This is a genomic window from Pedobacter psychrophilus (assembly GCF_001652725.1).
GTDB lineage: Bacteria > Bacteroidota > Bacteroidia > Sphingobacteriales > Sphingobacteriaceae > Pseudopedobacter > Pseudopedobacter psychrophilus.
In genome coordinates, this window is sequence record NZ_LWHJ01000022.1 from 350,597 (window position 1) to 377,030 (window position 26,434).

The window sequence follows — 26,434 nt, forward strand, 5'->3', positions numbered from 1 at the left end:
AAATTATTTAAATGATGAAATTTTACAAAACCATATTATTTACAATAACATTTATTCTATTTTATCAAATATCAAAAGCACAGGATTCTTTAATGCTGAGGAAAATTTATGATGAATCTTTAGTTAACGGACAATGTTATGAGAATCTTAGGTATTTATGTAAACAAATAGGTCCAAGGTTAAGTGGTTCTGCAAATGCGCAAAAATCTGTTGATTGGGGTAAAAAATTGATGGATTCATATGGTTTTGATAAAGTTTTTTTACAAGAGTGTATGGTTCCTCATTGGGTAAGGGGACAAAAGGAGATTGGTAAAATCATCAATGGAAAAACCGAGATTAATGTAAATATATGTGCACTCGGGATGTCTCCTGGAACGCCTGTAAATGGAATTAAAGCAAAAATAATTGAAGTTAGGAGTTTGGCAGAATTAGCAAATGTCGGCGAAAGCCAAATAAAAGGTAAGATTGTTTTTTTTAATCGCCCTTTTGATCAAAAATTTATTGAAACAGGAAGAGCTTATGGAGCTGCTGGTGACCAAAGATTTGCTGGCCCAGCTGAGGCGGCAAAATATGGTGCAGTTGGAGTTATCGTAAGGTCACTTTCAAGTACGTTAGATGATTACCCACATACTGGAACTACAGTTTTTCCTGATGGTGCTAAAAAAATTCCTGCTGCGGCAATCTCTACCAAAGCGGCAAATCAGCTAAGTAATTTATTAAAATTAAAAAAACTGCCACAAATTGAGTTTTATTTTAAACAAAATTGTCAATTATTACCGGATGTAAAATCCTATAATGTAGTTGGAGAGATAACAGGAAGCGAAAAACCAGACGAATTTATAACAGTAGGAGGACATTTAGATTCTTGGGATTTAGCAGAAGGAGCACATGATGATGGAACTGGAGTTGTACAAGGATTGGAGGTTTTAAGAATCTATAAATCATTAGGTTTAAAACCAAAACACTCTATAAGAGCTGTAATGTTTATGAATGAAGAAAATGGTGGAAGAGGTGGAGATAAATACGCTGAATTAGCAGCAGTCAAAAAAGAAAACCATATTGCCGCTATAGAATCTGATGGCGGTGGCTTTACACCAAGAGGTTTTACATTTCAAGATGTTTCTAAAGAGGGTATGATAAAAATAAATTCTGACTGGAAAGAGTTATTTGTACCATATTTTAGTGAACGTTTAACAAATGGAGGTAGTGGAAGTGATATTGAGCCACTTTCAGTATTTAAAAATGCAGTTTTAATAGGTTTTAAAGCAGATTCTCAAAGATATTTTGATATCCATCATACTCCAAATGATGTTTTTGAAAATGTAAACAAGAGAGAGTTAGAGCTAGGTGCTGCATCAATGGCTTCTTTGGTGTATTTAATAGATAATTACGGTATTTCTCATTAGTGATAAATTGGAATTAAATTCTGAAGTTCAAAAAAAAGACCCATATATCGCATTAAGATTTAAAGAATTTAGATCTTATTTATTAATGCGATTTTTCTTAACAATAGGCTACCAAGTTCAAGGAGTTGTTATAGGCTGGTATATTTATAGTATTACAAAAGACCCTCTTTCTTTAGGATTGATTGGTTTAGCCGAAGCTGTACCAGCTATTGGAATTGCTTTGTATGGTGGTTATATTGCAGATAAATCAAACAAAAAATCTTTATTACAAAAGGTTGTTGGTTTAATTTTATTATCGTCAACAGTTTTATTTATCATCACTTTGCCATCTGTAACAGTGAGGTTGGGTGAATCATTGTTAATCTCCCTTATTTATGTAATGATTTTTGTTAATGGAATAGCAAGGGGTTTTTATGCGCCAACTGCTTTCTCTTTAATGGCGATGATTATCCCAAGAGAGCATTATCCAAATTCATCAACATGGAATAGTTCTGCTTGGCAAATTGCCTCTATTGGAGGTCCGGCAATTGGAGGTTTATTATATGGATTTGCTGGTATAAATCATACTTTCTTTTTCATTTTAGTTTGCTTATCAATTGCTTTTATATCAACCTTCTTTTTCAAAAGTAGGCCGTCAACTTACGTACAAACTACTAATATTTTACAAAGTTTATCTGAAGGATTAAGATTTGTATTTAAATCAAAAATGCTATTAGGCGCTTTAAGCCTTGATTTATTTTCTGTATTTTTTGGAGGAGCAGTAGCCTTAATACCAGTAATTGCAACGGAGATTCTACATGTGGGAGCAACGGAATTTGGATTTTTAAGAGCGGCACCAGCAGTAGGAGCGGTTGTTACCATGTTATTAATGACAAGGTTTTCGCCAATGGGAAAACCGTGGAGAAATCTACTTTTTGCGGTAACTGGTTTCGGTATATCTATAATTTGTTATGGTTTATCAACAAATTTTTATCTCACCCTTTTCTTTTTATTTTTAGAAGGAGCTTTTGATAGTGTAAGCGTAATTATAAGATCTACTATTTTACAGCTTTTAACCCCTGACGATATGCGTGGCCGCGTTTCTGCCGTAAATTCTATGTTTATAGGTTCATCAAATGAAATTGGTCAGTTTGAATCTGGCTTAACTGCTAAGTTAATGCGAACTGTACCAGCAGTTGTTTTTGGAGGTTCAATGACTTTATTGGTGGCTGGGGTTACGTGGCTTAAGACCAAAAAACTAGTATCTTTAACACTCGATGATATTAATAAATTATAAAGTAAATGGAGCAATCGGAAGAGTTTTCTATTAAACTTCCAATTTTTGAAGGTCCATTTGATTTACTTTTATTTTTTATAGAAAAGGATGAATTAGATATTTATAATATTCCAATTGCAAAAATCACAAATGATTTTCTGGCATATTTACATAAGCTTACCGCACTAAACATAGAGTTAGCAAGTGAGTTTATTTATGTTGCATCTACTTTAATGCGCATAAAAGCTAAGATGCTTTTACCACGACCAGAATTAAATGAAGATGGAGAAGAGATAGATTTAAAAGGAGATTTAATTCAAAGATTAATAGAATATAAAAGATATAAGGATGTTGTTACACAATTTAAAACTTTAGAGGATACTCGCTTTGCCAAAAGCAAGCGTGGTAATATCAGTGAAGATTTAAAAAGTTTACTTGATAATTCAAAATCAAATCTAGAAGATTTTTCATCTTTAGATTTATATAAGCTTTTGAAAGCCTATTTAAAAGTGATGAAAAATCATGAAATAAAATCTATCGATGTTAAACATACTGTAATTCAGTATCCTTACAATATAGAGGAACAGAAAAATCAAATTTCTAGTTTAATAACTATTAATAAAAAGCTAGATTTTCAAGATTTGCTAAAAATTTCTAAAGATAAAGTTCAGTTTGTTTATAATTTTTTAGCGATGTTAGAGATGCTACAACAACAATTATTAAAAATTGAGGTTGGAATAGGATTTAATAACTTTTGGCTTCAGCAAAAAGAACAGCCTGTTCAATAAAATGGATAACATTTAACTCGTCTGCTAAGCCAATTTCTGGCTCTTGATTATTTTTAATACAATCAATTACTTTTTTAAGAAAAACATCATGTTTATCTGCAGATCCTTTATAATAAGTATAATTATTTGCTTTGGTAACATTTTCAAAAACGGGAATTTCAAAAACCTGTTCTAAGTTTACAAAATCAAGTTTTTCCATATATTGCCCACCAACCTTAACATTTCCTTTGGAACCAATTATAGTTAAACTACTTTCAATATTAGTTTCAAAAGCAGCATTGGTAAAATTAAAAACTCCCTTTCCATTTTTTCCTAACTTAAAATTAATGATACCACTATCCTGAAATTGAGTGTTTATTTCTTTATTTAAGGTAAAAAATTCGCTTCTAATTTCTTTAGGATTACCACAAATCCAAATCATCAAATCAATAAAATGACTAAACTGCGAATATAGAGGACCGCCTCCCAATTCTCTAGTTGCTCTCCAAGGCGAATCATTATAATATTTATTATTTCTATTCCAGAAGCAATTAATCTGTAATAATCTAATTTCACCAACTAGTTTTAGCGACATTAATTTCTTAAGCCAAATTGCTACAGGGCTATATCTATTTTGCATTACAGCAAATACTTTTTTACCTGATATTTTTTCAGCCTCCATCATCTTCAAAACGTCATCTGCCTTTAGCGCAACTGGTTTTTCGCAAATTACATGATAGCCAGCATTTAAGCAATCAATTGTTTGTGATGGATGTAAACCATTTGGCGTACATATACATATTACATCAGCTTGTATTTTTGATGTAAAAAAATCTTCTAATGAAGTGAAAAATGGAACTAATTTATCTATGAATTTTCGTCTACCAAAATTAGAGTCGACTACAGCAATTAATTCAGAATCAGGTAACTCATTTAATAATGAAACATATTTAGAGCCAATATTACCTGCACCAATAATTACAAATTTTATTTTATTCATGGATGATTTATTCAAATACTAGCTTTAAATTTTTAATTTAGAGCAGTGATTTAATTCTGTAAGATTTAAGACATTTAGGTTTAAGACTCTAATAAACGTAATAAAATTAACATTAAAAAAATTAAATGAAAAAAGATCAAGTTATTTTCGACCTTATAAATAAAGAAGAACAAAGACAAGAAAACGGAATTGAGTTAATTGCTTCAGAAAACTTTGTTAGTAAGCAAGTTATGGAAGCCGCCGGTTCTGTATTAACAAATAAATACGCAGAAGGGTTGCCGTATAAAAGATATTATGGGGGTTGCGAAGTTGTTGATGAAATTGAAACTATTGCTATTGAAAGGGCTAAAGAATTATTTAATGCAGCTTGGGCAAATGTACAGCCACATTCTGGTGCACAAGCTAATGCAGCAGTTTTGTTGGCGGTTTTAAATACTGGAGATAAAATATTAGGTTTTGATCTTTCTCACGGTGGTCATTTAACGCATGGATCTCCAGTTAATTTTTCTGGTAAATTATACAAACCGTTTTTTTATGGCGTAGAAGAACAAACAGGATTAATCAATTATCAGCAATTAGAAGAAGTTGCATTAAGAGAAAAACCAAAATTAATTATTTGCGGTGCGTCTGCTTACTCAAGAGACTGGGATTACGCATTTATCAGAGCAGTTGCAGATAAAATTGGTGCTTTAGTTTTAGCTGATATTTCTCATCCTTCGGGATTAATTGCAAGAGGTTTATTAAAAGATCCCCTTCCACATTGTCATATTGTTACTACAACTACTCATAAAACATTAAGAGGTCCTAGAGGAGGTTTAATTATGATGGGTACGGATTTTGAAAATCCTTGGGGATTAAAAACTCCAAAAGGAGAAATAAGGATGATGTCCTCTATTTTGGATAGTGCTGTTTTTCCGGGAACGCAAGGTGGTCCTTTAGAACATATTATCGCCGCTAAGGCAATTGCTTTTGGTGAAGCTTTAAGCGATGAATATATGGATTATATAGTTCAGGTAAAGAAAAATGCAAATGCAATGGCTGATGCTTTAGTGGCTAAAGGCTATAAGTTAATTTCTGGAGGAACAGATAATCATTTGATGTTAATTGATTTAACAAATAAAAATATTACAGGAAAGCTAGCAGAAGAAACTCTTGGAAAAGCTGATATTACAGTTAACAAGAATATGGTTCCATTTGATAAAAGATCTCCATTTGTAACTTCTGGTATAAGAGTCGGTACTGCTGCGATTACTTCAAGAGGATTGAAAGAAAGTGATATGCTTTTAATTGTTGATTTAATAGATGATGCGTTGATTAACAATGCTAATGAATCTTTATTAGAAGAATTGCGTACTAAAGTGAATAATCTAATGGCTAAGCATCCATTATATAAATAAATTCAAACCAAACGGTTAAATAAATTGATTTTAGAAGAGCCAAATCAACAAACAGATGATACTATAGCCAATATGGCTTTGTATGATTTGTTTAATGAAAATTCTGAAAAGGATTTCATGTCGATATTAAAGTTGGCATGTTATATTGGTGAGTGTAATAATGCGGCAATTACATTTGTTAAGGATAATTTACAGATTATCACCTATACAAAAGGTAATATTGAACCTAAAGTTTTAAACCTCTCTAAATCACTTTGTAAATACACTATCCAAAATGGAGGATTTATTCAGATCCCACAATTGCAAAAAGATACAAGACTTAAGGATTTAGAACAAGAGCATCATTTAACTTTTAACTTTTTTGCGGGATTAAGTTTTATTACTAATGATATTGATCTGAAAGGCACATTATGTCTTTTTGATGAGACTTCTAAAATTCTAACTTCAGTTCAAATTGAAGCTTTAAAAGATGTTTCAAATCAAATTATTAATATTTTAGATTTAAAGAAAAAGAATTTAGAGGGTACTCATAATAAAGAAGAGAAAGAAGATTTTAAGATTTTATTTAATTCATCGCCAGATCTTATTTGCATATTGGATGAAAATCAGCGGATTTTAAATATCAATAATGCTTCTGAAACTATATTGGGCATTTCACCTGCAGAAAGCTTAGGTTTAAATATTTCTAAATTCGTTTTTCCAGAAGATAGAATACATGTTCTAAAGACTGCTAATGAAGCACTGTTAAATAAGCAGAAAAATTTCGAGGTAGAAACTCGTTTAGTATCTAAATGCGGAGAAACTAAATGGATAAGTTGGAATGCTGTAACTAAAAACCGAATTTGGTTTATAATAGGCAGAGAAATAACCAAGCAAAAACAAATAATAAAAAGTTTAAATCAGCTATCTACAGTTGCTAGTAAAATTAATAATGGTGTTGCAATCAGTAACAGAGATAGTGAAGTTATATGGGTAAATGATGCATTTACAAAAATAACGGGATTTAATTTAGATGATGTATCAAATCAAAAACTTGGAGACATAATTTTGAGTTCTGAAAGTTCTCAAGCGAGTGTTGAAGAAGCTAGAAGAGCCACAAGAAATAAGCAATCTTTTTCTGTTGAATTACTTGCCAAAAGAAAAGATGGAAAACCGATATGGCTTTCTATTTTTAATACTATCATTTTAGATGATAAAGATGAGATAGAAAGCTTAATAGAAATTGTAGTTGATATTACAGAAAGAAAACAATCGGAAGAAAAATTAGAGTTGCTTTCTTTAGTGGCAAGTAAAACTGAGATAGGTGTTTGTATTAGTGATGAAAATGGAAATGTAAATTGGATAAATGATTCATTAATAAACTTATTAGGTTTTGAATTGAATGAACTTCAAGGTAAAAGAATTGGAGATGTTGTAAAAGGTGATGATACTGATTTACCATTATTAGTAACAGCAAGAAAACACGCAATAAATTTGATTCCTTTTAGCATAGAAATTAAAGTTTATAAAAAAGACGGGTCAGAAATTTGGCTTTCTATTTCTAATACTCCTATCAAAGACGAGAAACAGAAAACCATTAAACAGATAGAAATTATATCAGATATTACACAAAAGAAACAAGCAGAATTTCAATTGATAGAAGCGAAAGAACAAGCTATACAATTGAGTAAAGCAAAAGAAATGTTTCTTTCTGTAATGAGTCATGAAATAAGAACGCCATTAAATGCAATAATTGGTTTAACCAATATTTTAAGTGATGAAGAGCAATTGGAAGATCAAAAGCAAAGTATTAAACTGCTTAAATTTTCTTCTGATAACCTATTAAATTTAATCAATGATATATTAGATTTTTCTAAAATTGAGATTGGTAAGATGGAATTGGAAAACAAAAGATTATCAATTTATGAATTGATAAAAGACATTGCAGATTCTTTAACTTTTAAGATTAAAGAAAAAGGAATTGAACTGAAATACAAAGTTGATTCTAATATTCCTGATCAAGTAAGAGGTGATAAAACAAGACTTTATCAGATTTTAATCAATCTAATTAATAATGGTATAAAGTTTACTGAATCAGGATTTGTAGAAATTGTTGTAAGTTTAATTAGTGTTGATAGCAACTATACCTATTTAAAATTTCAGGTTATTGATACAGGCATTGGCATTCCAGAAGATAAATTTGATTACATTTTTGAGTCTTTTACACAAGCCGCTGCAAATACAACAAGGAAATATGGAGGCTCGGGATTAGGGCTTACAATAACGAAAAAGTTGATTGAACTTTACCATGGGTCTATAAAAGTGAGTAGCGAATTGGGTAAAGGATCAACGTTTGAATTTGAGCTGAGGTTTAATAACTTTGTTGAAAATGAAAACGTAATTACCGAAGAAAAAACTCAATTGAAAGAATATTTAAATGCTAAGATATTAGTTGTTGATGATAATGAAATTAATAGAATTTTAGCTACAAGAGTTTTGGCAAAATTTGGGTTAGAAGTTGTTTGTGCTGATAATGGTTTTGAGGCCATAGCATTATTACAATCTAAAGATTTTGATTTGGTGTTAATGGATATCCACATGCCTGAGTTATCTGGATATGAAACTGTTAAAAAATTAAGAGAGAATAACGACGATTATTTTAATAACCTGCCAATTATAGCCTTAACAGCATCTATTTTAAAGGATGATATTGGAGAAATTAATGAAAGTGGAATGATTGATTATCAATTAAAGCCATTTAAACCAGACGAGCTTTATGCTAAAATTATTAAGCATATAAAAAAATAAACTATTGCTTTTTTCTTATATCTTTCTTCCCCGAAATGTTGTAACGTAAAAAGAAAGCTTGTTGATTATCCAAAGCACCATCAACAATATGATAGCTAAAAACAAACTTCCCTTCTAAATTTTTATATTTTATAGGAGTATAACCTAAATCAATTCGGTCATAACTTTTTGAGGTGTAAAAAGAATCACCATAGATAATGTGATGGCCTTCACCTGCATAAAATGTGTTTTGAACACTAAATTTTCTGTATGATGCATAAAGGTTGGAGACAAAACCTGCAGGTGTATCAAAAGACGATGAAATTGCTCTTGTTCTCTCGATTGAAAACATTACGCCTCCGCTTAAGGTTAGTGAATCTAAAAATGTTTTTCTTGATAAATCCATTCCTATTTCTGCTTGTAAACCTCCGTTATCTTGCAAAAAATCTCCAGGAATAGGAATTCCAGCGCCAGCATTATGAAACATAAAGGCATAATGTGATAAGAAGAAAATGCCAGGTTGGTATTTACCAGAAAATCCAAAAAGAAAAGTTTCCTTATCATTTGCAGTTTGTCTGCTTGTCCAATCTAACCAAACCGTTTCTTTAAATTTTTTAGTTTGATATTTTACCAACATCCCTTCAATATTAGGACGATAATAATTTAAAGTGTCTCGTATTAGTCCTCTTGGATAATTATCGACTAAATTCAAACGAGGAAATGAGCCTATAAAAAATTGCCAGTTATTTTTTTCATGTTCGTAATAAATTACTGGATCAATTTTGTCAATGAAAGTGTTTTTTTGAGATCCAAATTCATAAAGTGCATTAAAACCTATTCTAAACCTATTAAAACTATCAAGTTTTAATCCTACTTCCGGAGAGATGCGATTACCAAAAATAGTTTGTGAATACCTGAAGGATCTGGCGTATTCTCTGTTATCCATAAAGCCAAAATAATTAAGGTTAGCCTCAATAGTTTGTGATTTTACTTTAAGATTTATTATCGTTAAAAACGATAAAATTATAAAACTTAATTTTTTAGTATTCATGTTTATTTTACGCTCAATGAAATCATTTTACTGTTTCTTGTGCCAGCAAAAGGTTCTGTTTTTATGGATAAAAATAATTTGAAATCTCCTGATTGATTAGGAGAAGTAATATTTAAACTTAATACTTTTGTTTCATTAGATTTTAATCTTATGCTTTTTAGCGATTTTGAAAGTGGTGTAAGACTTTTAATTTCTCCATTTTCCATAAAACCATATTGAAAATTGCATTCCCATTTTTCGTTATCATTAGAAAAAGAGATGGTTTTTGAATAGGGATTTTTTAATGTAAAAGTAATGGATTTTGTTTCGTTTTTATTCCAATCTTTTGGAAAATTGATAGGATTAAAATAAATCTTAGGATAAAATCTAACATCATCAATTAAAGTAAGATGATAGAAACTCTTACTGGTTTCAATCAATTTTTGTCCGTTATAATCGGCTTTGCCTTCCTCAATTAAATAAATATTTTTCCCCTGTATTTTATTTTCTATAGGCCAAAGATCATATTGTGTTTGTCTATAATTAATCGAATTATAAGCCACAGCATTTAAAGAATTTGTATAAAAATTATAATATGAAGCTTCCTGAAAACCATCTTTAAAAATGACGCTTTTCCCTTCGGTTGCGTTTTTTAATTGATTCGCCCAAACATTATAATCTTGAAAACTTGCTACAAATTTAATTTTTTTTGCTGCAGGTATAAAACCCATAATTATAAAACGAGCTAAAATGATCAAGAATATATTTATCCCAAATAACCATTTAAATTTATAAAAGTGATAAATATTTTTAGCTGCGTAAATGTAAGCTAATATAAAAAGAGCTATAAATTCTATCAATGGCCATTGCGCTTGCACTCTTCCTTTAAATGTGCTCAAGAAGAAGAAAACAAACACTCCGTATAAAACAAACTTCAAAGATTTTAAGAATTCATCTTGATTTGTTTTCTGCTTAAATCCATAATAAAATAACAGCCAACCAACTAATGGTCCCATCATTAAAAGTTGGTCTAAGAAATATTGAGAAGTATAATCAAATCGATAAGGGGTAGCAGAACGATCTATGATATGATAATAAAAAGATGGAAAGCCATTCTGATATTGCCAATATAAATGTGGTAAACACATCAATATCCCCAAAATGATAACCAAATAAAAAGATTTCCTTTTAAATAGTTGAAGGTTTGATATCAATATCAAAATAATTAAAAGAATGCCGTGGTATTTGCTCATCATCAATGCTCCACAACATAGTCCAAGCATAAAGGCCCAATAAATCTTGTCTTCTTTTAAATAGATTTGATAGAGGTATAAAAACAATACGCTAAAGAAAAATAACGGAACATCCGGAGTGGTTATAAAAGCGTAAACGTGAAATAACAATACCGAGCTTATCATAATGATAAACAATGGAACGTTTGGCGTGTATTTCTTTACAATTTGATAAAGAATGATAATAGCCACTAAGTTGCTTATAACTGTTAAAAGCCTAAGTCCTAAAGTATTTTGAAATAGAGAATAACCTGCTTTAATAAATAATGCTACCATTGGTGGATGATCAAAATATCCCCAATCTAAAAATTTTGAATACACCCAATAATAGGCCTCATCAGGATGTAAACCGGTAAAATATGATTGTAATAGATTTAAAACGAATGTTAAGCAAAGAAAAAAAGCAAATAGATTCTTACTGTTTAAATCTAAAAAATTTCGGTTTGCTAATTTTTCCATTACGTTGCAAAAGTATAAATATAGTTTGCAAAAAAGTTCCAGATAGAAACGGCTGCAATGGCAAAAGCTTTAGATAAGTAAAAATTGATTTTTAATCTATCATTTAAGATATAGATGATGATGTTATTAAATATTAAACCTACTAAAGCAATGGCAAAGAATTTACCGAATTGTTGAAATGCCTTTGGATCATTGCTTTGAAAAGTCCAATATCTGTTTAACAGATAGTTGGTTATTGTTGCCAATAAAAAGCCACAAGAGTTTGCTATATATTTATGGATTTTAAATTTTTCTTTAAGTATCCAGGTAGTACCAAAGTCAACAAAAATACCAGAAACACCTACCAGGGCAAACCTAATAAATTTGTAAAGAAATGTTCTTGAAAAAGGTAAAACAAAATCCATTAAGCAATTATAAAAAGAAAAACCTCTAAGTAATTAGAGGTTTTAATATATTTTTAAATTGAATTTAAACACCCAGCAACAATCTCGCTGGATCTTCCAGTAATTGTTTAACACGAACTAAGAATCCTACCGATTCTCTTCCATCAATAACTCTATGATCATAAGAAAGAGCCAAATACATCATCGGAAGAATAACAACCTGTCCGTTAACAGCCATTGGACGCTCAACAATGTTATGCATTCCTAAAATTGCAGACTGTGGTGCATTTATAATTGGAGTTGACATCATAGAACCAAAAACACCACCGTTTGTGATTGTAAAAGTTCCGCCTGTCATTTCTTCTAAACTTAATTTACCGTCTCTCGCTTTGGTGGCTAAAGTAATTACCTCTTTTTCAATTTGAGCTAAAGTCATGCTATCAGCATTTCTAATAACCGGAACAACCAATCCTTTAGGTGCTGATACGGCAATAGAAATATCAGCAAAATTGCTGTAAACAAATTCTTCACCATCAATCCTAGCTCCAACTGCAGGGAAATCTTTTAAAGCTTCTGTAACTGCTTTGGTAAAAAATGACATAAAGCCTAAGCCAACGCCATGTTTTTCTTTAAATTGATCTTTATATTTTTTCCTTAAATCCATAACCGGACCCATGTTTAATTCGTTAAAAGTAGTTAACATGGCGGTTTCATTCTTTACAGTAACTAAACGCTTAGCAATCGTTTTCCTTAAAGAAGTCATCTTTTCTCTACGTTCTTCTCTGTTTCCAGAAGATTGAGCAGGAGTTGATTCAGTATTAGTAGTTTTAGGTGAATTTTCTGCTTTCGGCTTTTGAGTTTCAGCTTTTTGAGCATTCATTGCATCTTCTTTCGTAATGCGACCATCTACACCAGAGCTTTTCACATCTTTTGCTTCAATCCCTTTTTCTGCTAAAATTTTTGCTGCTGCAGGTGATGGAGATTTATCTGCATAAGAACTTGAAGATTTCTCTTTTTGTTCAATAGAATCGCTTTCAGCTTTAGGCTTTGGGCTTTGAGCCTGACCCGAAGCAATTGTTGCTACAACAGCCCCAATTTCTAAAGTGTCACCTTCTTTTGCAACTAAGCTCAAAATACCAGCAGCTTCTGCGGGTAATTCAAAAGTTGCTTTATCAGATTCTAACTCAGCAATTACTTCATCCATTTCTACAAAATCACCTTCTTGTTTTAACCACTTAGTTAATGTTACTTCAGTGATAGACTCTCCAACAGATGGAACTTTAATTTCTTTGGTTTCAGTATTTGCAGATGATTTATCATCAGTTTTACTTACCTCTTCTTTAATTTCTTCTTTCTCTTCTTTTGCAGGTGTATCTTGTTTTGAGGATGTTGCACCACTTTCTTCAATACTGCAAACTATTGCTCCAACTGCTAAGGTATCACCTTCTTTTGCAATTAATTTTAATGTCCCAGATGCTTCTGCAGGCAATTCAAAGGTTGCTTTATCAGATTCTAATTCAGCAATCACTTCATCCATTTCTACATGGTCACCATCTTTTTTTAACCATTTAGCTAAAACAACTTCTGTAATTGATTCTCCTACTGAAGGGACTTTTATTTCTAAGCTCATAAATTTTAAATATGATAATTTGTTAATCTACTCTAGGTGTGTTAGCTATAGTTGATTTTTTGATTACTTCTTTAACTTTTTCAACGTTTTTTATTTCAAAAGCTTTTGCAACAATCGCCGCCTGCTCTTCTAAATGTTGTTTAGCAAAACCAGTTGCCGGACTGCTTGATGGCTTTCTTGAAATCACATCAAAATTAAAATCTGATTTTCTAAAAACCCTAGATATAAATGGCCAAGCCCCCATGTTTTCTGGTTCTTCTTGTACCCATATAAACTCAGCATTTTTATATTTTTTTCTTATTTTATCTAATTGCTCATAAGGTATTGGATATACTTGTTCTAACCTTACGATAGCAACGTCCTGTTTTTTACTTATTTCTTGTTCATCCAATAAATCATAATAGATTTTACCAAACGACATTAAAACACGTTTAACATTTGCAGCTTTCACGTTGGGGTCGTCAATTACCTCTTGAAATTTATTTTCGGTAAAATCTTTTAATGGAGAAACGCATTTTGGAAATCTCAATAAACTTTTTGGAGAGAAAACCACTAATGGTTTACGAATATCTCTTTTTAATTGACGACGTAAAGCATGGAAAAACTGTGCTGGAGTAGTACAATTAACAATTTGCATATTAAATTCAGCACAAAGTTCTAAGAAACGTTCAATCCTTGCAGATGAATGTTCTGGTCCTTGACCTTCATAACCGTGAGGAAGCAAAACTACTAAACCATTGGCTCTTTGCCATTTAGTTTCTGCTGCTGAAATATATTGATCTAAGATAATTTGTGCGCCATTAAAAAAGTCTCCAAATTGAGCTTCCCAAATGGTTAAAGCATTAGGATTGGCCATTGCATATCCATATTCAAAACCTAAAACGCCATATTCTGACAGGTGTGAATTATAAATTTCAAAAGGAGGCTGCTTTTTAGCAATATTAGATATAGGAGTATATTCTTCTTCAGAATCTTCTACTTTAACTACAGCATGGCGATGAGAAAATGTTCCTCTTTCTACATCCTGTCCGCTCATTCTTACTCTTTTTCCATCATTAATAACACTAGCATAGGCAACCAATTCACCCATTGCCCAATCAAAAATATGGGTTTCTTGAGCCATTTTTAACCGCTCTTTAAACAAACGATCTATTTTTGATAAGAACTTTTTACCTTCAGGAAGTGTAGAAATACTTGTTGCAAGCCTTAAAAAAGTTTCTTTATCGATAGATGTATCAGGAGAATATTCAAAATCTGAAGGTTTAGAAAAGCGCATGGCTGTCCAGGCTCCTGAAAAAGCAGGATTAGATGGTGCACCTTTATCTTCTTTAGATTCATTTAATCTTTCTTGTAAAAGAGCCTTAAACTCTTTTTCCATTTGCTTTGCCAAATTATTATCAACCGTACCAGAAGAAAGCAGTTTTTCTACATAAATTTCTCTTGGATTTGGATGGCTTTCTATGGTTTTATAAAGCATAGGTTGAGTAAAACGAGGCTCATCAGATTCATTATGACCATATCTACGGTAGCATAAAATATCTATAAAAACATCGTTATGGAAACGCTGACGGTATTCCATCGCCATATTAATGGCATAAACCAATTCTTCAACATCATCGCCATTCACATGAAAAACAGGCGATAATGTTACTTTGGCAATATCAGTACAATAAGTTGATGACCTTGCATCTTTATAATTGGTAGTAAAACCAATTTGATTATTAATCACTAAATGGATTGTTCCTCCAGTAGAATAGGCATCTAATTTAGACATCTGTAAAACTTCATAAACAATTCCTTGCCCAGCTACAGAAGCGTCACCATGTAATAAAATAGGAGCAATTCGTTTATAATCGCTATCATATTTTAAATCCATTTTAGATCTGGTAATACCTTCTACAACAGCAGAAACTGTTTCTAAATGGGAGGGATTTGGACAAAGACTTAGATGAACTTTTTTATTATGTGAGGTTTCCACATCGCTAGAAAAGCCTAAATGGTATTTAACATCACCACCAAAAGGAAGATCTTTATTATATTTTCCATCAAATTCAGAGAAAATATCTTTATATGTTTTGCCCATTATATTGGTCAAAACATTTAAGCGCCCTCTGTGAGCCATTCCGATAACAAATTCTTCGATACCTAACTCAGCACCTTTTTCAATTACAGAATCTAAGGCAGGGATTAATGCTTCTGCACCCTCCAAAGAAAATCTTTTTTGTCCTAAGAATTTAGTCCCCAAAAAGTTCTCAAAAGCTACCGCTTGATTTAATTTTAAAAGAATCCTTTTCTTTGTCTCAACATCAAAATCTGGTTTATTTCTAGATTTTTCCATGCGATCTTCAAACCATTTTAGTTTGATAGGATTACGCATGTACCTATACTCTATACCTAAAGATTGGCAATAAGTATCTTCTAAAAGTTGCTTAATTTCTCTTAAGGTTGCGTTTGAACCCAAACCAACTTCTAAACCTGCTTTAAAAACAGTATCTAAATCAGCATCGGTAAAACCAAAAGTCTCTAATTCTTTACCTGGGAAATATTGCCTACGCTCCCTAACAGGATTTGTTTTAGTAAATAAATGCCCACGATCCCTATAACCATTTATCATGTTTAAGGCATTAATTTCTTTTAAAACATGTTCTGGGGTACTAGAGGTAGTGTTTTGTGAAGAGAAATCAGTGTCAGATTGTTGTCCAAAATCAAAACCCTCAAAAAATTTTTGCCAGCCAAAATCAACAGAAGAAGGATCTTGTTGGTAAGACTGATATAAAGAATCTATATAAGCCGAATCGGCATTACTGAGATAAGATAAACTATCCATCAAAAAAAATATTTTTTATTAGCTGCAAAAGTAAAAAAATAGGTTCGTAAACCATTAATTTAATGGTATTAATTAAATTTAATTTAGAAGCTTAGTGTAATTTTTAGGCTATAGAAAGGTTAAGCATGTTAACTTGATCTATAAATTCTTGAATATTTTTTATGTACATCGTATTTGGCTTGTCTAAAAGTTGATTGATAGCAATTTGAGCTCCTGCTAAGATCAAACTTATATTTCCAATATTTTCCCTGATTTTGGATATTGCATCTTCTATTTTCATTTCAGAATTTGCAATTGTAAGAACAGTAAAAACAAAATCAGGTTCGTAATAATTAACAACTTCGCTTAAACTTTCAAAAGGTAAATCTTGCCCAAGATATAGTGTAAAATGCCCTTTGCTTTTAAGTATAAATTGTGCGAAAAGTAGTCCAATTTCATGATGTTCATGAGGAGGTAAAAACAATATAAATCGTTTAGAATTTTTGTTTTTTAGCCCATTTAATTTAAAGGTATCGTGGATTAGCTTTTGCTCTATTTTTTGTGTTGCAAAATGTTCATGAGCAGCATTTATGCTACCCACTTGCCACATAAAGCCTACTTTTCTCATAAAAGGGAACACTATTTCGCATATTGCTTTTTCCATTCCTAAATCAGAGACACAGCCATTTAAAACTTCGTCAAATTCCTCATCATCCATTTTTAACATGGCGTTTGATAGCATTTGTACCTGTACATTTATATTATAATGATCTTCCTGGAGTTTTTTAACCAATTGATTAATTTCTAAAACTTCCATTTGGGAAATTTTACTAATCTTATATCCGTTTTCATTTAAAACAGCAATGTTTAGGAATGTACATAAGTCTTGATCATCATAATAGCGAATGTTGGTTTCAGTTCGCTTTGGAGTGCAAAAGTTATATCGCTGCTCCCAAATTCTTATGGTATGTGCTTTGATGCCTGTTAAATTTTCAATATCACTTATAGAGAATTTCCGCACTTTTATGTTCTTTTAAATGTATTGAATTTAGATTGTATGTATTGTTAACAAAATTAACAATGCATTGTTTATTATTATAACGAGGGTAAATTTGATAAATAAATATCGGATTGTTTTAAGATTGCATCTATTTCCGATTTTTCCATTTTATCTATTAAACGATACATCATCCCAATCCTTGGGTTTTTCTTTAATTGATCTTCATGTTTAATGTAAAAATTCCAGTAAAGGCTGTTAAAAGGGCAGGCATTTTCTCCATGGCGTTTATCCTTATCGTAACTGCAACCTTTGCAATAATTACTCATTTTATTGATATAATTTGCGGAGGCAACGTATGGTTTAGAACCTATTAATCCCCCATCTGCAAACTGACTCATTCCTCTGGTGTTTGTAATCTGAACCCACTCAACTGCATCAGCATATACACCTAAATACCAATTATCTACTTCATCAGGTTTTGCTCCAATTAATAAGGCAAAATTCCCGATTACCATTAAACGTTGAATATGATGTGCATAAGAATGATCTAGAGAGTTATTTATACAATATTTTAAGCAATTCATTTTTACTTTACCATCCCAAAACCATGGTGGTAAATCCCTATCATTATTTAAATAATTTTTTGTTGCAAAATCAGGCATTTGATCCCAATAAATCCCTCGCATATATTCTCGCCAACCAATTACCTGTCTAACAAAACCCTCCACTTGTGCTATATCAATCTCTTCTTTATTTGCTTGCCAAGTATTTATAACCTGTTCTACAACCTCTTTTGGTGAGATCATTTTTAGATTTAAAGAAAACGAAAGACAAGAATGAAATAAGGTATGATGTTCCTTTAGCATGGCATCTTCATACCTGCCAAAGTTTGGAAGTAGCTCTTCACAAAAGTAATATAGTATTTCTAAGGCTTCTTTTCTTGATGTTGGATACGGAAATTCTTTTGGTTTTATATTTCCAAAATATTGGACTTTTTTATCATTCAATAATTTTACAATTTCTGATACTTCTTTTTTAAATAATAGGGGAGCTTTAAGCGGATATTTACCATCGTATTTTTTTCTGTTCTCATGATCAAAATTCCATTTATCGCCGAAAGGTTCTAAATTTTTGTTTACTAAAATATGATGTTTCTTTCTCATATCCCGGTAAAAAGTTTCCATTAAATATTGCTTTTTACCACTAAAAAAATCCTTTACATCTTCTCGGTTAGTATAGAAATGTTCAGTATCGATAACAGAATATCTGATTTCTAACTCTTTACAAATCTCTTTTAGCTGTTCATCTAATCGATATTCATCAGGTAATTGATATTCAAATTTTTGTGCCGAAAGTTTTTTGATTTCTTGTTGGATATTTTCTTTAAAGCTTTGAAGGTTGCTTTTATCATCTAATTTGTAATAAATTATTTGATGATCTTCTTTTTTAAGTTCTTCAGCAAAGTTTCTCATCGCCATAAAAAAGCCGACAATCTTTTGGATGTGATGCTTCACGTAAGATTGCTCTTGTATCACTTCCATGATAATATAAATAATATCATCATCTTTTTTACTGAACCAAGAATGTTGGTGACTAAGTTGATCGCCGAGAATAAGTCGGAGTGTTTTTGCCATTTCTTATAAACAGTAAAAGATAGAATTCTGTTTTTATAATTTAGGCGATGAATAAATCGTATTAATGAGTAAAGGAATTACCCCTCTAACCAAAGCTTTCTATATTCTCCTTTCGGATCATAATCATTAGCTTGTTTTTCTATATTAAAATGGCGGTTTTCACGAGGATCGTTACCAACGCCTGCAACATAAGACCAATTTCCCCAATTACTTGCAGGGTTATAATCAATCAGTTTTTCTTCAAAATAAGCAGCGCCCCAGGTCCAATTTACTTTTAAATCTTTTACTAAGTATGAAGCTACATTCTGACGACCACGGTTGCTCATAAAGCCAGTTAAATTAAGCTCTTTCATGTTAGCATCAATAAACGGAACGCCAGTTTTTGCATTTTTCCATTTCTCAAAAAGTTCTTCTTGATTTTCGGCATGTTCGTTATCTTTACCTTTAAAACCACCTTCCATAAAAAATTGGGTGCCGTGTTTCTTAAACATAAAGCGAAAATAATCTCGCCAAAGCAATTCAAAAATTAGCCAATAAGTGCTGTCGTTTGCGCCACGTTCTTGCTCATATTTTTTTATTTCCCAATAAATTTCTCTCGGAGAAAGGCAACCTGCAGAAAGCCATGGAGAAAGTTTAGAACTATAATCGGCACCTATTAAGCCATTACGGGTTTTTTTATATGTTTTCAACAAATCTGTATCCCATAAATAGTATTTTAATCTTGCTAACCCTTCAGTTTCTCCACCTTTAAAATCAATTGCCTTACGAATATCAATTTTCTCATATTCTACACCTAAATCTTTTAAAGAAGGTAATATTGATTGTTCTAAATTAAGTGGGATATCAATTTTTGTAGGAGTTTCAAAAGATGAGCGGATTACACCTTCACGTTCGGCTTTTTTACGGAAAGTGGTAAATACATCTGGAATATCTTTGATAGGAAATGGCAAATCTTCTTTATGGTACATGGTATGACCAATAAAGTGTTTTAAGTTGATTTGTTTTTTCCAAAGGACATCTTCAACTTTAGAGGAAATATCTGTTTCTTCGGAAGCAACTTCTCGATGGTGATAAACCTCGTTAACGTTATATTTTTCGCAAATTTGAGGAAGAATTTCTTCAGGATGGCCTTGGGTAACCAATAAATCTCCACCTAATTTCTGTAATGATTTTTTTAAATCAGCAACGCTCTCTAAAATAAACTGTGCTCTAAAACTTCCTGTTTTTTGAGTTTTAAAAATAGTCTCACTAAAATAGCGAGGATCGAAAATAAATACTGGTAAAATGGTTGTTGCTTTTTGAGTAGCTTCTAATAATATTTCATTATCATGAACCCGTAAATCGTTTCTAAACCAAACCAATATTATTTTTTCACTCATTTTAAAATCCTCAATTTCTTTTTACAATATTGCTCATTATTTAATGTTTCGGCAATTATTTGAACAATATTTTACGTCGTCCCAACATTTTTCCCATTTTTTACGCCAAGCGAAAGGTTTTTTACAAGTGATACAAATTTTTTGTGGGAGATTATTCTTTTCAATTATTTTCCCGTTTTTATTGATCATGAGTTGAAATTTATCAATTTGCGATAAATAGGTTTTGCGTTAGGGATAGCAGCGATATCCTTTTTTAATTTTCATAAAAAAGATTTAGCGGATAGCCCGTTAAAACGCACAAATAAATATTTTTATAACAACAATTTTTAATAAACTACATTAATTAATAAAAATTTAAATTAATAGTATTTATCAAACCAACAATTATTAAACAATAAGCATTGAAAGATGTTTTGAAAGGATGAAAAAGCAGTTTCAGAATTTAACAGAAAGGGAAACCGACAGGATTATTGAGATGGCTTGGGAGGACCGTACACCTTTTGAAGTGATAGAATTGCAATTTGGTTTAGCTGAGCAGGATGTGATAAAGCTAATGCGAAGGGAATTAAAACCTAGTAGTTGGCGACTTTGGAGGGAAAGAGCACATCAAATTTCTCACAAACATTTAAAAAAGAGAAGTGAAGATATAGATCGTTTTAAATGTAATTTACAAAGGCAAATTACGATGAATAAAATCTCTAAAAGATAAATTTTTAAGCTGTTTTACTAGAATCTGCCACCATTCTCATAATTTCATTGAGTTCATCTTTGGTTAAATCTCGCCATTTACCAAGCGGTAAGTTATTTAAAGAAACATTCATAATGCGGGTGCGTTTAAGTTTTTTGACTTCATAATCTAAATATTCGCACATTCTCCTAATTTGGCGGTTTAAACCTTGAGTAAGGATAATTTTAAAAACAGTTTCACTTTCTTGTTTGATAAAACATTTTTGGGTAACAGTATCTAAAACAGGAACTCCATTAGCCATCTTTTTTAAAAAATGTTGGGTGATGGGTTTATTTACAGTAACAATATATTCTTTTTCATGATTGTTACCCGCTCTTAAAATCTTGTTTACGATATCTCCATCGCTGGTCAAAAATATCAATCCTTCTGATGGTTTATCTAATCTGCCAATCGGGAATATTCGTTTTGGATGGCGGATGTAATCAATTATGTTACCATCAATTTGCCTGTCGGTTGTGCAGGTAACTCCTCGAGGTTTATTAAATGCGATGTAAATTGAATCTTCCTGATTTTTAAATTTTATACGCCTTCCATCAACCCTTACATCATCAGTTGATAAAACTCTATCGCCTAAAACGGCTTCTTTTCCATTAATGGTTACTCTTCCTTCCTCAATAACTCGGTCTGCTTCTCGCCGGGAGCAAAACCCTGTATCGCTGATAGTTTTGTTTAATCGAAGTCCTTCTTTAGGATTTTGCATTGTTTAAAATGGACTTTCTATTGCTGAAAAATTAGGAAGAATAACATCTTTAGGTGACACTAAAGCTTCTGATTCTTTAATTCCCCAATTAATTCCTAAGTCTTTATCGTTCCAAATTACACCAACTTCTGCATCTTTATGATAAAGATTAGTGCATTTATAGCTGAAAATTGTATTGTTTTCTAAGGTTACAAATCCATGTAAAAAACCTGGCGGAACCCAAAACATTTTGTTGTTTTCTCCACTTAATTCTATGCTATAATGCTGACCAAAAGTTGGTGATTTTTTTCTAATATCTACAGCAACATCTATCACTTTACCTTGTACAACTCTCACCAATTTTCCTTGAGCATTAGGATTTGCTTGCGCATGAAGTCCTCTTAAAGCTCCCTTATGAGAAAAAGATTGATTATCCTGAACAAATTCTGCATTTATACCAGCATCGGCGAAAGCCTTTTTATTATAACTTTCAAAGAAATATCCTCTATCATCTTTCCAGATTTTAGGTTCGATAATGATCAAATCTTTAATTGGGGTTTCAATAATATTCATGTAATGGATTTAAATTTTTTCTAATACGCTCCTAAAAGAAACTACTTTATCACCAAATTTTTGCTGCACATCTTTCTGTAAGATTGGCGCATAAATTTCTCTATAATCAATTAAGTTTTGAGCTTTTTCTGTAATATATTGTGCGCAATACGTAAAACCCTCGTTTTCTGGTTCTGTTAATTGATATAAATTTGAGGAGCTAAATTTACCAGTTGCCATTACTTCTGGAATGTGAATTTCTTGCATAAAAGCTAAAAAATCATCTTTTATTTCTTGTTCTACGATGCTGGTAACGTTGTAAATTATCATTTGGCAAATGTAGTAATTGAAAAATTTCTAAAGTGCATCGCCCCTTAAATTTCTAAATCTTTTTCTTGCTTCTATCACGTATAAACTGCCGGGAAATTTTTCTATCAGTTGTTGATAATGTTTTTGCGCATTTATTTTATCTTCTAATTTATCTTCTTCCAAAACCCCTAATTGAAATAAAGCGTCATCAGACCAAATGCTATCATCGTAATTTGTAATGATATTTTTGTAAGTATCGGCAGCTTTTACAAAGTCGTTTTGTTTGGTGTATATCTTTGATTTTAACATTAAAATATCATCCAATAAATCTGTTTGAGGATAAAGTAAAGCAATGCTGTCTAATGTTGTTAATGATTGATTATCCAAATTTTTGAATTGCAATAAATCTGCTTTTGCATAAATTTTTAAAGCATTTCCGGTCGTATCAAAAGCTAAATTATCTTGAATAAGTAAGCTTAAATCCAATGCGTCGTTTGCAATTAGTTGTGATGTTGATGCTTTTAAGACATCTAATTGCGCTTTTGCCCAAGTAAAATCTCCATTATAAAAAGATAATTTTGCGTTTTTAAATTTTGCTTCTTGCCCTAATGGCTCATTTGAGAAAGATTTTTCTACCTGACCATAAAGTAGTGCAGCTTCCCATCGTTCGTTATTTAAAATGTAAATATCTGCTAAGTCTAATTTTACCTCTGCTAAAGTTTGAGGCCTGCTGTTTGGGAAGTTTAAAGTACTCTCTAAAAGTTTTTCTGCTTCATCTAATTGATTCAAATAAAAAGCTTTTAGGTTTGCTAATTGCCTGATGGCAAATATGGTTTGGGCACTGCTTCCAAACTCTTTTAATAAAATTTCGTAATCATTTACCAGATTTGTAATGTCTTCTTTACTATATTTTTCATCTAAAATCTGTTTATTCTTACTACGTAAAATCGCAACCCTTGCCGGAATATAATAAGTGCTATTTTGTCCTTTTTCAATCAAATAATTGTAAGCTTTGTTTGCTGTTTCATAAGCTTTGTTCTCAAATAATAAATCGCCTAAAGAAAAAACTTTTACGCCATTTCCATTTGTACGTTTGTCTAATGCTATTAATTGAATTAAAGCTAAATCATATTGTTGCTGCTGTATGTATTGCCAAGCCAATAAATCTATATAATTGATATTTTGAGGATCTTTTTGAATTTTTTTTAAGAGTAAAACTTTAAGGATATTATAGTCTTCGTTATTTTCATAAGTGCGAGACAAGCTCCCTTTAATCATAGGAAGCAGTTCTGGTTGGTTTTCAATCAATTTTAATGATTCTTGTGTCAGCTCATCTTTCATTTTTTTATATCGATAAAGATTGATGAGCTCGTAAGAAAAAATATTATCATCCTCCAACAATTTACGCCCAACTAAAAAAGTTTTAATTGAATAATCAAAATTTCCAGTTCCATAGAAAGCATTTGCAACATCATTTATAGAAAACTGATCTGGTTGCATTTGTTGGATAACTGAATTGTATATTTTATCGGCAGAAGCTAAATCACCTTTTTCCTGATATAACGCACCTAAATCTAATCGGGCAACAGGGTTTTGTTTGATTTCTTTAATGATAATTTTCTCCGCATCATCATAAAGTTTAAGCTTTAATAAAGTATTTAGATATTCTTTATAATATATTGAAGAACCATTTTTTGCCTGATAAAGTTGTTTAAAAATGATTAAAGCTTTATCATATTCGCCATTACTATAAAATTGGTTGGCTACTGCATCTTGATCACTTATTTGCGCTTTTGCAGTATTAAACAAAACAGCAAAAATGGTTAAACAGGTTAAGAGAAATCTTTTTATCATTGATAATAAAATTAGAAATTTTAATGATACTAAGCTTAATTTATATTAAATACGTTAGGATTACACGTGTATTTTAAATGTTACCATATTATTTGATGCAAGTAAAATAGAAATAGTTATTTTGGTGAAAGTATAAAAACACAGATTTTAATCGCTTATTGTAAATTTTATAAAACGATAAATTAAACCGATGTTGGATTGTTGCAAAAGATATATTTTAGTTGTTTGCTTTATTGTGAGTGTGGCGGGTTGCGTAAAAACAACAAAAGTTAAACAGGTTTCTATAGATACTTTTTTCAAAGACCCACAACAATCTTTTTATCATATTTCATCAGATGGTAAATATCTTTCTTATCTCAAACCTACTAACGGGCAGCTTAATATTTTTGTACAATCTTTAAGTGATAATAAAGTAACACAGATTACAAAGCTAAACAACAAGTCTATTAAATATTATTTTTGGGCTGGTAATGATAAGCTTTTCTATATGCAAGAAAAGGATAGTTTAGATAATTATCAGTCATTTATAGTTGATAAGGATGGGATTAATAATTTATTAGTAAAAACCCCTCCTAAAACTAAAGTAGAAGTAATTGATCAGGTTATAAAAAACAACAATAGCATTTTGATAGCTGTAAACGATAGAGTTGCAGAGTATTTTGATGTTTATAAATTGAATATTAACACAGGTGAAAGAAAGCTTTTTATAGAAAATCCTGGAAACATAATTCGGTGGATTTCTGATGATAATGGCAATATTAACTTAGCTGTTGGTAGCGATGGTGTTAATGAAACAATCTACTTTAGATCTGATAATAATCAAAAATTTAAACCTGTTATTACCAACAATTTTAAAAGTTCTTTATCGCCTTTTGGTTTTACCAACCAGCCTAATCATGTTTATGCCCTATCAAATTTAAACAGAGATAAATTAGCATTAGTGGATTTTGATTGTAAAACCGGTAAAGAATCAAAGGTTATTTATGAAAATCCTGATGCCGATATTATGGATGTCGTTTACTCTAAAACATTAAAAAAGTTAGCTTATGTAACCTACGAAATCAACAAAAGGCAAAACCACTTCTTAGATGACGGGTATAAAGAAATGTATGGTCAAATACGTACTTTAATACCCAACCAAGAAATTAAAATACTAGATAATGATCAATATGAAAATAAGTTTATTGTAAGAACTTTTACAGATAAAAATCCTGGAGCTTATTATTTATATCAATCAAACACCAATAAATTGCAAAGACTTGCAGATATAAATCCTCAAATTAATGAGGATGATATGTGTGAAATGAAACCAATCAGTTTTAAAAGTAGAGATGGTTTAACAATTCATGGATATTTAACAATCCCGAAAGGGAAAAAAGAAAAAGATTTACCTTGTATTGTTTTCCCGCATTCTGGTCCATCGCAAAGAAACTCTTGGGGTTATAATAATGAGGTCCAGTATTTAGCAAATAGAGGTTTCGCAGTTTTGCAAATAAATTACCGTGGATCTATTGGTTATGGTAAATCATTTAAAAATGCAGGATATAAAGAATGGGGCAAAAAAATTCAGGACGATATTGCTGATGGTGTTAATTGGTTAATTAGCGAAGAGGTTGCCAATCCTGATAAAATTGGTGTTTATGGTTATGGTTTTGGAGGTTTTTCTGCTCTAAATCAGATTATTTATAATCAAAAATTATATAAATGTGCAGCTTCATACTCAGGTTACATCAACATATTTACCTACTTAAAAGGCTTTCCTGCTTACTATAAGCCTTATCAGCAAATGATGAATGAAATAGTAGGCAACCCAGAAAGTGATATTGATTATCTTAAATATTCATCTCCTATTTTTCAAACAGACAAAATAAAATTACCATTACTAATTGCGCAAGGTGGGAGAGACAGTAGGGTAAATGTTAATGAAACAAATCAGTTTGTTAAAGAATTAAGAAAAAGGCAAATTGATGTTACTTATATACTCCACGAAAGTGAAAATCATCAATTTAGAGATATGGAAAATAGGGTAGCGTTTTACAAACAACTTGGCGATTTTTTTGAAAAGCAATTAGGTTTTGAAAAATAGAA

At 31.1% G+C, this 26,434-nt stretch carries 21 protein-coding genes; 7 read left to right on the forward strand and 14 right to left on the reverse strand.

From position 1 onward, the window contains the following. The first annotated feature begins 11 nt into the window (after positions 1–11). Genes A5893_RS06320 through A5893_RS06330 form a run of 3 tightly spaced genes read left to right on the forward strand, consistent with a single transcriptional unit; the run spans position 12 to position 3,449 of the window. The gene (locus A5893_RS06320; RefSeq protein WP_068821707.1) at positions 12–1,406 is read left to right on the forward strand and encodes a M20/M25/M40 family metallo-hydrolase; all 1,395 of its coding nucleotides are present in this window, start codon (positions 12–14) and stop codon (positions 1,404–1,406) included. A gap of 7 nt (positions 1,407–1,413) precedes the next feature. Continuing rightward, entirely contained in the window at positions 1,414–2,682 is a 1,269-nt protein-coding gene (locus A5893_RS06325; protein WP_068821708.1) for an MFS transporter, read from the forward strand. A 5-nt stretch (positions 2,683–2,687) separates the two neighbouring features. Next, complete coding sequence (locus A5893_RS06330; RefSeq protein WP_068821709.1) at positions 2,688–3,449, forward strand: segregation and condensation protein A; 762 nt, start codon at positions 2,688–2,690, stop codon at positions 3,447–3,449. Here A5893_RS06330 and A5893_RS06335 read toward each other — a convergent pair. Then, the gene (locus A5893_RS06335; RefSeq protein WP_068821710.1) at positions 3,406–4,428 is read right to left on the reverse strand and encodes a Gfo/Idh/MocA family protein; all 1,023 of its coding nucleotides are present in this window, start codon (positions 4,426–4,428) and stop codon (positions 3,406–3,408) included. The genes A5893_RS06330 and A5893_RS06335 overlap by 44 nt on opposite strands. Before the next feature lie 125 nt (positions 4,429–4,553). Between A5893_RS06335 and glyA the strand changes: the two genes are divergently transcribed. Then, a complete protein-coding gene (gene glyA / locus A5893_RS06340) occupies positions 4,554–5,825 on the forward strand; it encodes a serine hydroxymethyltransferase (protein ID WP_068821711.1) in 1,272 nt (423 codons plus the stop codon). 24 nt (positions 5,826–5,849) lie between these two features. Then, on the forward strand, positions 5,850–8,612 hold the full coding sequence (locus tag A5893_RS06345; protein WP_068821712.1) for a PAS domain-containing hybrid sensor histidine kinase/response regulator: 2,763 nt from the start codon (positions 5,850–5,852) through the stop codon (positions 8,610–8,612). Position 8,613: 1 nt separating this feature from the next. On the opposite strand, the gene A5893_RS06350 is transcribed toward A5893_RS06345, so the two are convergent. From A5893_RS06350 to A5893_RS17445, 9 genes are all read right to left on the reverse strand, one after another. Beyond that, positions 8,614–9,642, reverse strand: a complete 1,029-nt coding sequence (locus A5893_RS06350) for a hypothetical protein (RefSeq protein WP_068821713.1) — start codon at positions 9,640–9,642, stop codon at positions 8,614–8,616. Positions 9,643–9,644: 2 nt separating this feature from the next. Beyond that, on the reverse strand, positions 9,645–11,372 hold the full coding sequence (locus A5893_RS06355) for an ArnT family glycosyltransferase (protein ID WP_068821714.1): 1,728 nt from the start codon (positions 11,370–11,372) through the stop codon (positions 9,645–9,647). Further along, positions 11,372–11,776: a GtrA family protein gene (locus A5893_RS06360; RefSeq protein ID WP_068821715.1), complete on the reverse strand. Its 405-nt coding sequence runs from the start codon at positions 11,774–11,776 to the stop codon at positions 11,372–11,374. The genes A5893_RS06355 and A5893_RS06360 overlap by 1 nt, the downstream gene beginning before the upstream one ends. Positions 11,777–11,840: 64 nt before the next feature. Continuing rightward, positions 11,841–13,385, reverse strand: a complete 1,545-nt coding sequence (gene odhB, locus A5893_RS06365; protein WP_068821716.1) for a 2-oxoglutarate dehydrogenase complex dihydrolipoyllysine-residue succinyltransferase — start codon at positions 13,383–13,385, stop codon at positions 11,841–11,843. Between the two features lie 22 nt (positions 13,386–13,407). Then, a complete protein-coding gene (locus A5893_RS06370; protein WP_068821717.1) occupies positions 13,408–16,212 on the reverse strand; it encodes a 2-oxoglutarate dehydrogenase E1 component in 2,805 nt (934 codons plus the stop codon). Positions 16,213–16,315: 103 nt separating this feature from the next. Further along, a complete protein-coding gene (locus tag A5893_RS06375; RefSeq protein WP_082911354.1) occupies positions 16,316–17,212 on the reverse strand; it encodes a MerR family transcriptional regulator in 897 nt (298 codons plus the stop codon). 74 nt (positions 17,213–17,286) lie between these two features. Continuing rightward, a complete protein-coding gene (locus A5893_RS06380; RefSeq protein WP_068821719.1) occupies positions 17,287–18,825 on the reverse strand; it encodes a cryptochrome/photolyase family protein in 1,539 nt (512 codons plus the stop codon). 77 nt (positions 18,826–18,902) lie between these two features. Continuing rightward, positions 18,903–20,204 (reverse strand): DASH family cryptochrome, encoded by a 1,302-nt coding sequence (locus A5893_RS06385; RefSeq protein ID WP_068821720.1) that lies wholly within the window; start codon positions 20,202–20,204, stop codon positions 18,903–18,905. 36 nt (positions 20,205–20,240) lie between these two features. After that, complete coding sequence (locus A5893_RS17445; protein WP_082911355.1) at positions 20,241–20,393, reverse strand: DUF2256 domain-containing protein; 153 nt, start codon at positions 20,391–20,393, stop codon at positions 20,241–20,243. 232 nt (positions 20,394–20,625) lie between these two features. Here A5893_RS17445 and A5893_RS06390 point away from each other — a divergent pair, with 232 nt between their 5' ends. Beyond that, positions 20,626–20,913 carry a TIGR03643 family protein gene (locus A5893_RS06390; RefSeq protein ID WP_068821721.1) on the forward strand — a complete coding sequence of 96 codons (288 nt, stop codon included), beginning with the start codon at positions 20,626–20,628 and terminating at the stop codon, positions 20,911–20,913. 4 nt (positions 20,914–20,917) lie between these two features. On the opposite strand, the gene rluF is transcribed toward A5893_RS06390, so the two are convergent. The 4 genes from rluF to A5893_RS06410 are packed head-to-tail and all read right to left on the reverse strand — an operon-like array spanning position 20,918 to position 24,346. Beyond that, the gene (rluF, locus tag A5893_RS06395) at positions 20,918–21,652 is read right to left on the reverse strand and encodes a 23S rRNA pseudouridine(2604) synthase RluF (RefSeq protein WP_068821722.1); all 735 of its coding nucleotides are present in this window, start codon (positions 21,650–21,652) and stop codon (positions 20,918–20,920) included. Between the two features lie 3 nt (positions 21,653–21,655). Continuing rightward, positions 21,656–22,204 (reverse strand): dTDP-4-dehydrorhamnose 3,5-epimerase, encoded by a 549-nt coding sequence (gene rfbC / locus A5893_RS06400; RefSeq protein ID WP_068821723.1) that lies wholly within the window; start codon positions 22,202–22,204, stop codon positions 21,656–21,658. Positions 22,205–22,213: 9 nt separating this feature from the next. After that, complete coding sequence (locus A5893_RS06405; protein ID WP_068821724.1) at positions 22,214–22,513, reverse strand: DUF4286 family protein; 300 nt, start codon at positions 22,511–22,513, stop codon at positions 22,214–22,216. A gap of 27 nt (positions 22,514–22,540) precedes the next feature. Further along, positions 22,541–24,346, reverse strand: a complete 1,806-nt coding sequence (locus A5893_RS06410) for a tetratricopeptide repeat protein (RefSeq protein ID WP_082911356.1) — start codon at positions 24,344–24,346, stop codon at positions 22,541–22,543. Positions 24,347–24,536: 190 nt separating this feature from the next. On the opposite strand from A5893_RS06410, the gene A5893_RS06415 reads away from it, so the two are divergent. After that, positions 24,537–26,432, forward strand: coding sequence for a S9 family peptidase (locus A5893_RS06415; protein ID WP_068821725.1), 1,896 nt, complete (start codon positions 24,537–24,539; stop codon positions 26,430–26,432). The last annotated feature ends 2 nt before the right edge of the window (positions 26,433–26,434 follow it).

What these genes read in the sequence shown, in the direction of transcription:
- A5893_RS06335 (WP_068821710.1), bottom strand. Translation starts at nt 4,428, where the DNA reads ATGAATAAAATAAAATTTGTAATTATTGGTGCAGGTAATATTGGCTCT.
- A5893_RS06385 (WP_068821720.1), bottom strand. Translation starts at nt 20,204, where the DNA reads ATGAGTGAAAAAATAATATTGGTTTGGTTTAGAAACGATTTACGGGTT.
- A5893_RS17445 (WP_082911355.1), bottom strand. Translation starts at nt 20,393, where the DNA reads ATGATCAATAAAAACGGGAAAATAATTGAAAAGAATAATCTCCCACAA.
- A5893_RS06390 (WP_068821721.1), top strand. Translation starts at nt 20,626, where the DNA reads ATGAAAAAGCAGTTTCAGAATTTAACAGAAAGGGAAACCGACAGGATT.
- A5893_RS06410 (WP_082911356.1), bottom strand. Translation starts at nt 24,346, where the DNA reads ATGATAAAAAGATTTCTCTTAACCTGTTTAACCATTTTTGCTGTTTTG.
- A5893_RS06405 (WP_068821724.1), bottom strand. Translation starts at nt 22,513, where the DNA reads ATGATAATTTACAACGTTACCAGCATCGTAGAACAAGAAATAAAAGAT.
- A5893_RS06415 (WP_068821725.1), top strand. Translation starts at nt 24,537, where the DNA reads ATGTTGGATTGTTGCAAAAGATATATTTTAGTTGTTTGCTTTATTGTG.
- A5893_RS06360 (WP_068821715.1), bottom strand. Translation starts at nt 11,776, where the DNA reads ATGGATTTTGTTTTACCTTTTTCAAGAACATTTCTTTACAAATTTATT.
- A5893_RS06320 (WP_068821707.1), top strand. Translation starts at nt 12, where the DNA reads ATGATGAAATTTTACAAAACCATATTATTTACAATAACATTTATTCTA.
- A5893_RS06355 (WP_068821714.1), bottom strand. Translation starts at nt 11,372, where the DNA reads ATGGAAAAATTAGCAAACCGAAATTTTTTAGATTTAAACAGTAAGAAT.
- glyA (WP_068821711.1), top strand. Translation starts at nt 4,554, where the DNA reads ATGAAAAAAGATCAAGTTATTTTCGACCTTATAAATAAAGAAGAACAA.
- rfbC (WP_068821723.1), bottom strand. Translation starts at nt 22,204, where the DNA reads ATGAATATTATTGAAACCCCAATTAAAGATTTGATCATTATCGAACCT.
- rluF (WP_068821722.1), bottom strand. Translation starts at nt 21,652, where the DNA reads ATGCAAAATCCTAAAGAAGGACTTCGATTAAACAAAACTATCAGCGAT.
- A5893_RS06380 (WP_068821719.1), bottom strand. Translation starts at nt 18,825, where the DNA reads ATGGCAAAAACACTCCGACTTATTCTCGGCGATCAACTTAGTCACCAA.
- A5893_RS06330 (WP_068821709.1), top strand. Translation starts at nt 2,688, where the DNA reads ATGGAGCAATCGGAAGAGTTTTCTATTAAACTTCCAATTTTTGAAGGT.
- odhB (WP_068821716.1), bottom strand. Translation starts at nt 13,385, where the DNA reads ATGAGCTTAGAAATAAAAGTCCCTTCAGTAGGAGAATCAATTACAGAA.
- A5893_RS06370 (WP_068821717.1), bottom strand. Translation starts at nt 16,212, where the DNA reads ATGGATAGTTTATCTTATCTCAGTAATGCCGATTCGGCTTATATAGAT.
- A5893_RS06350 (WP_068821713.1), bottom strand. Translation starts at nt 9,642, where the DNA reads ATGAATACTAAAAAATTAAGTTTTATAATTTTATCGTTTTTAACGATA.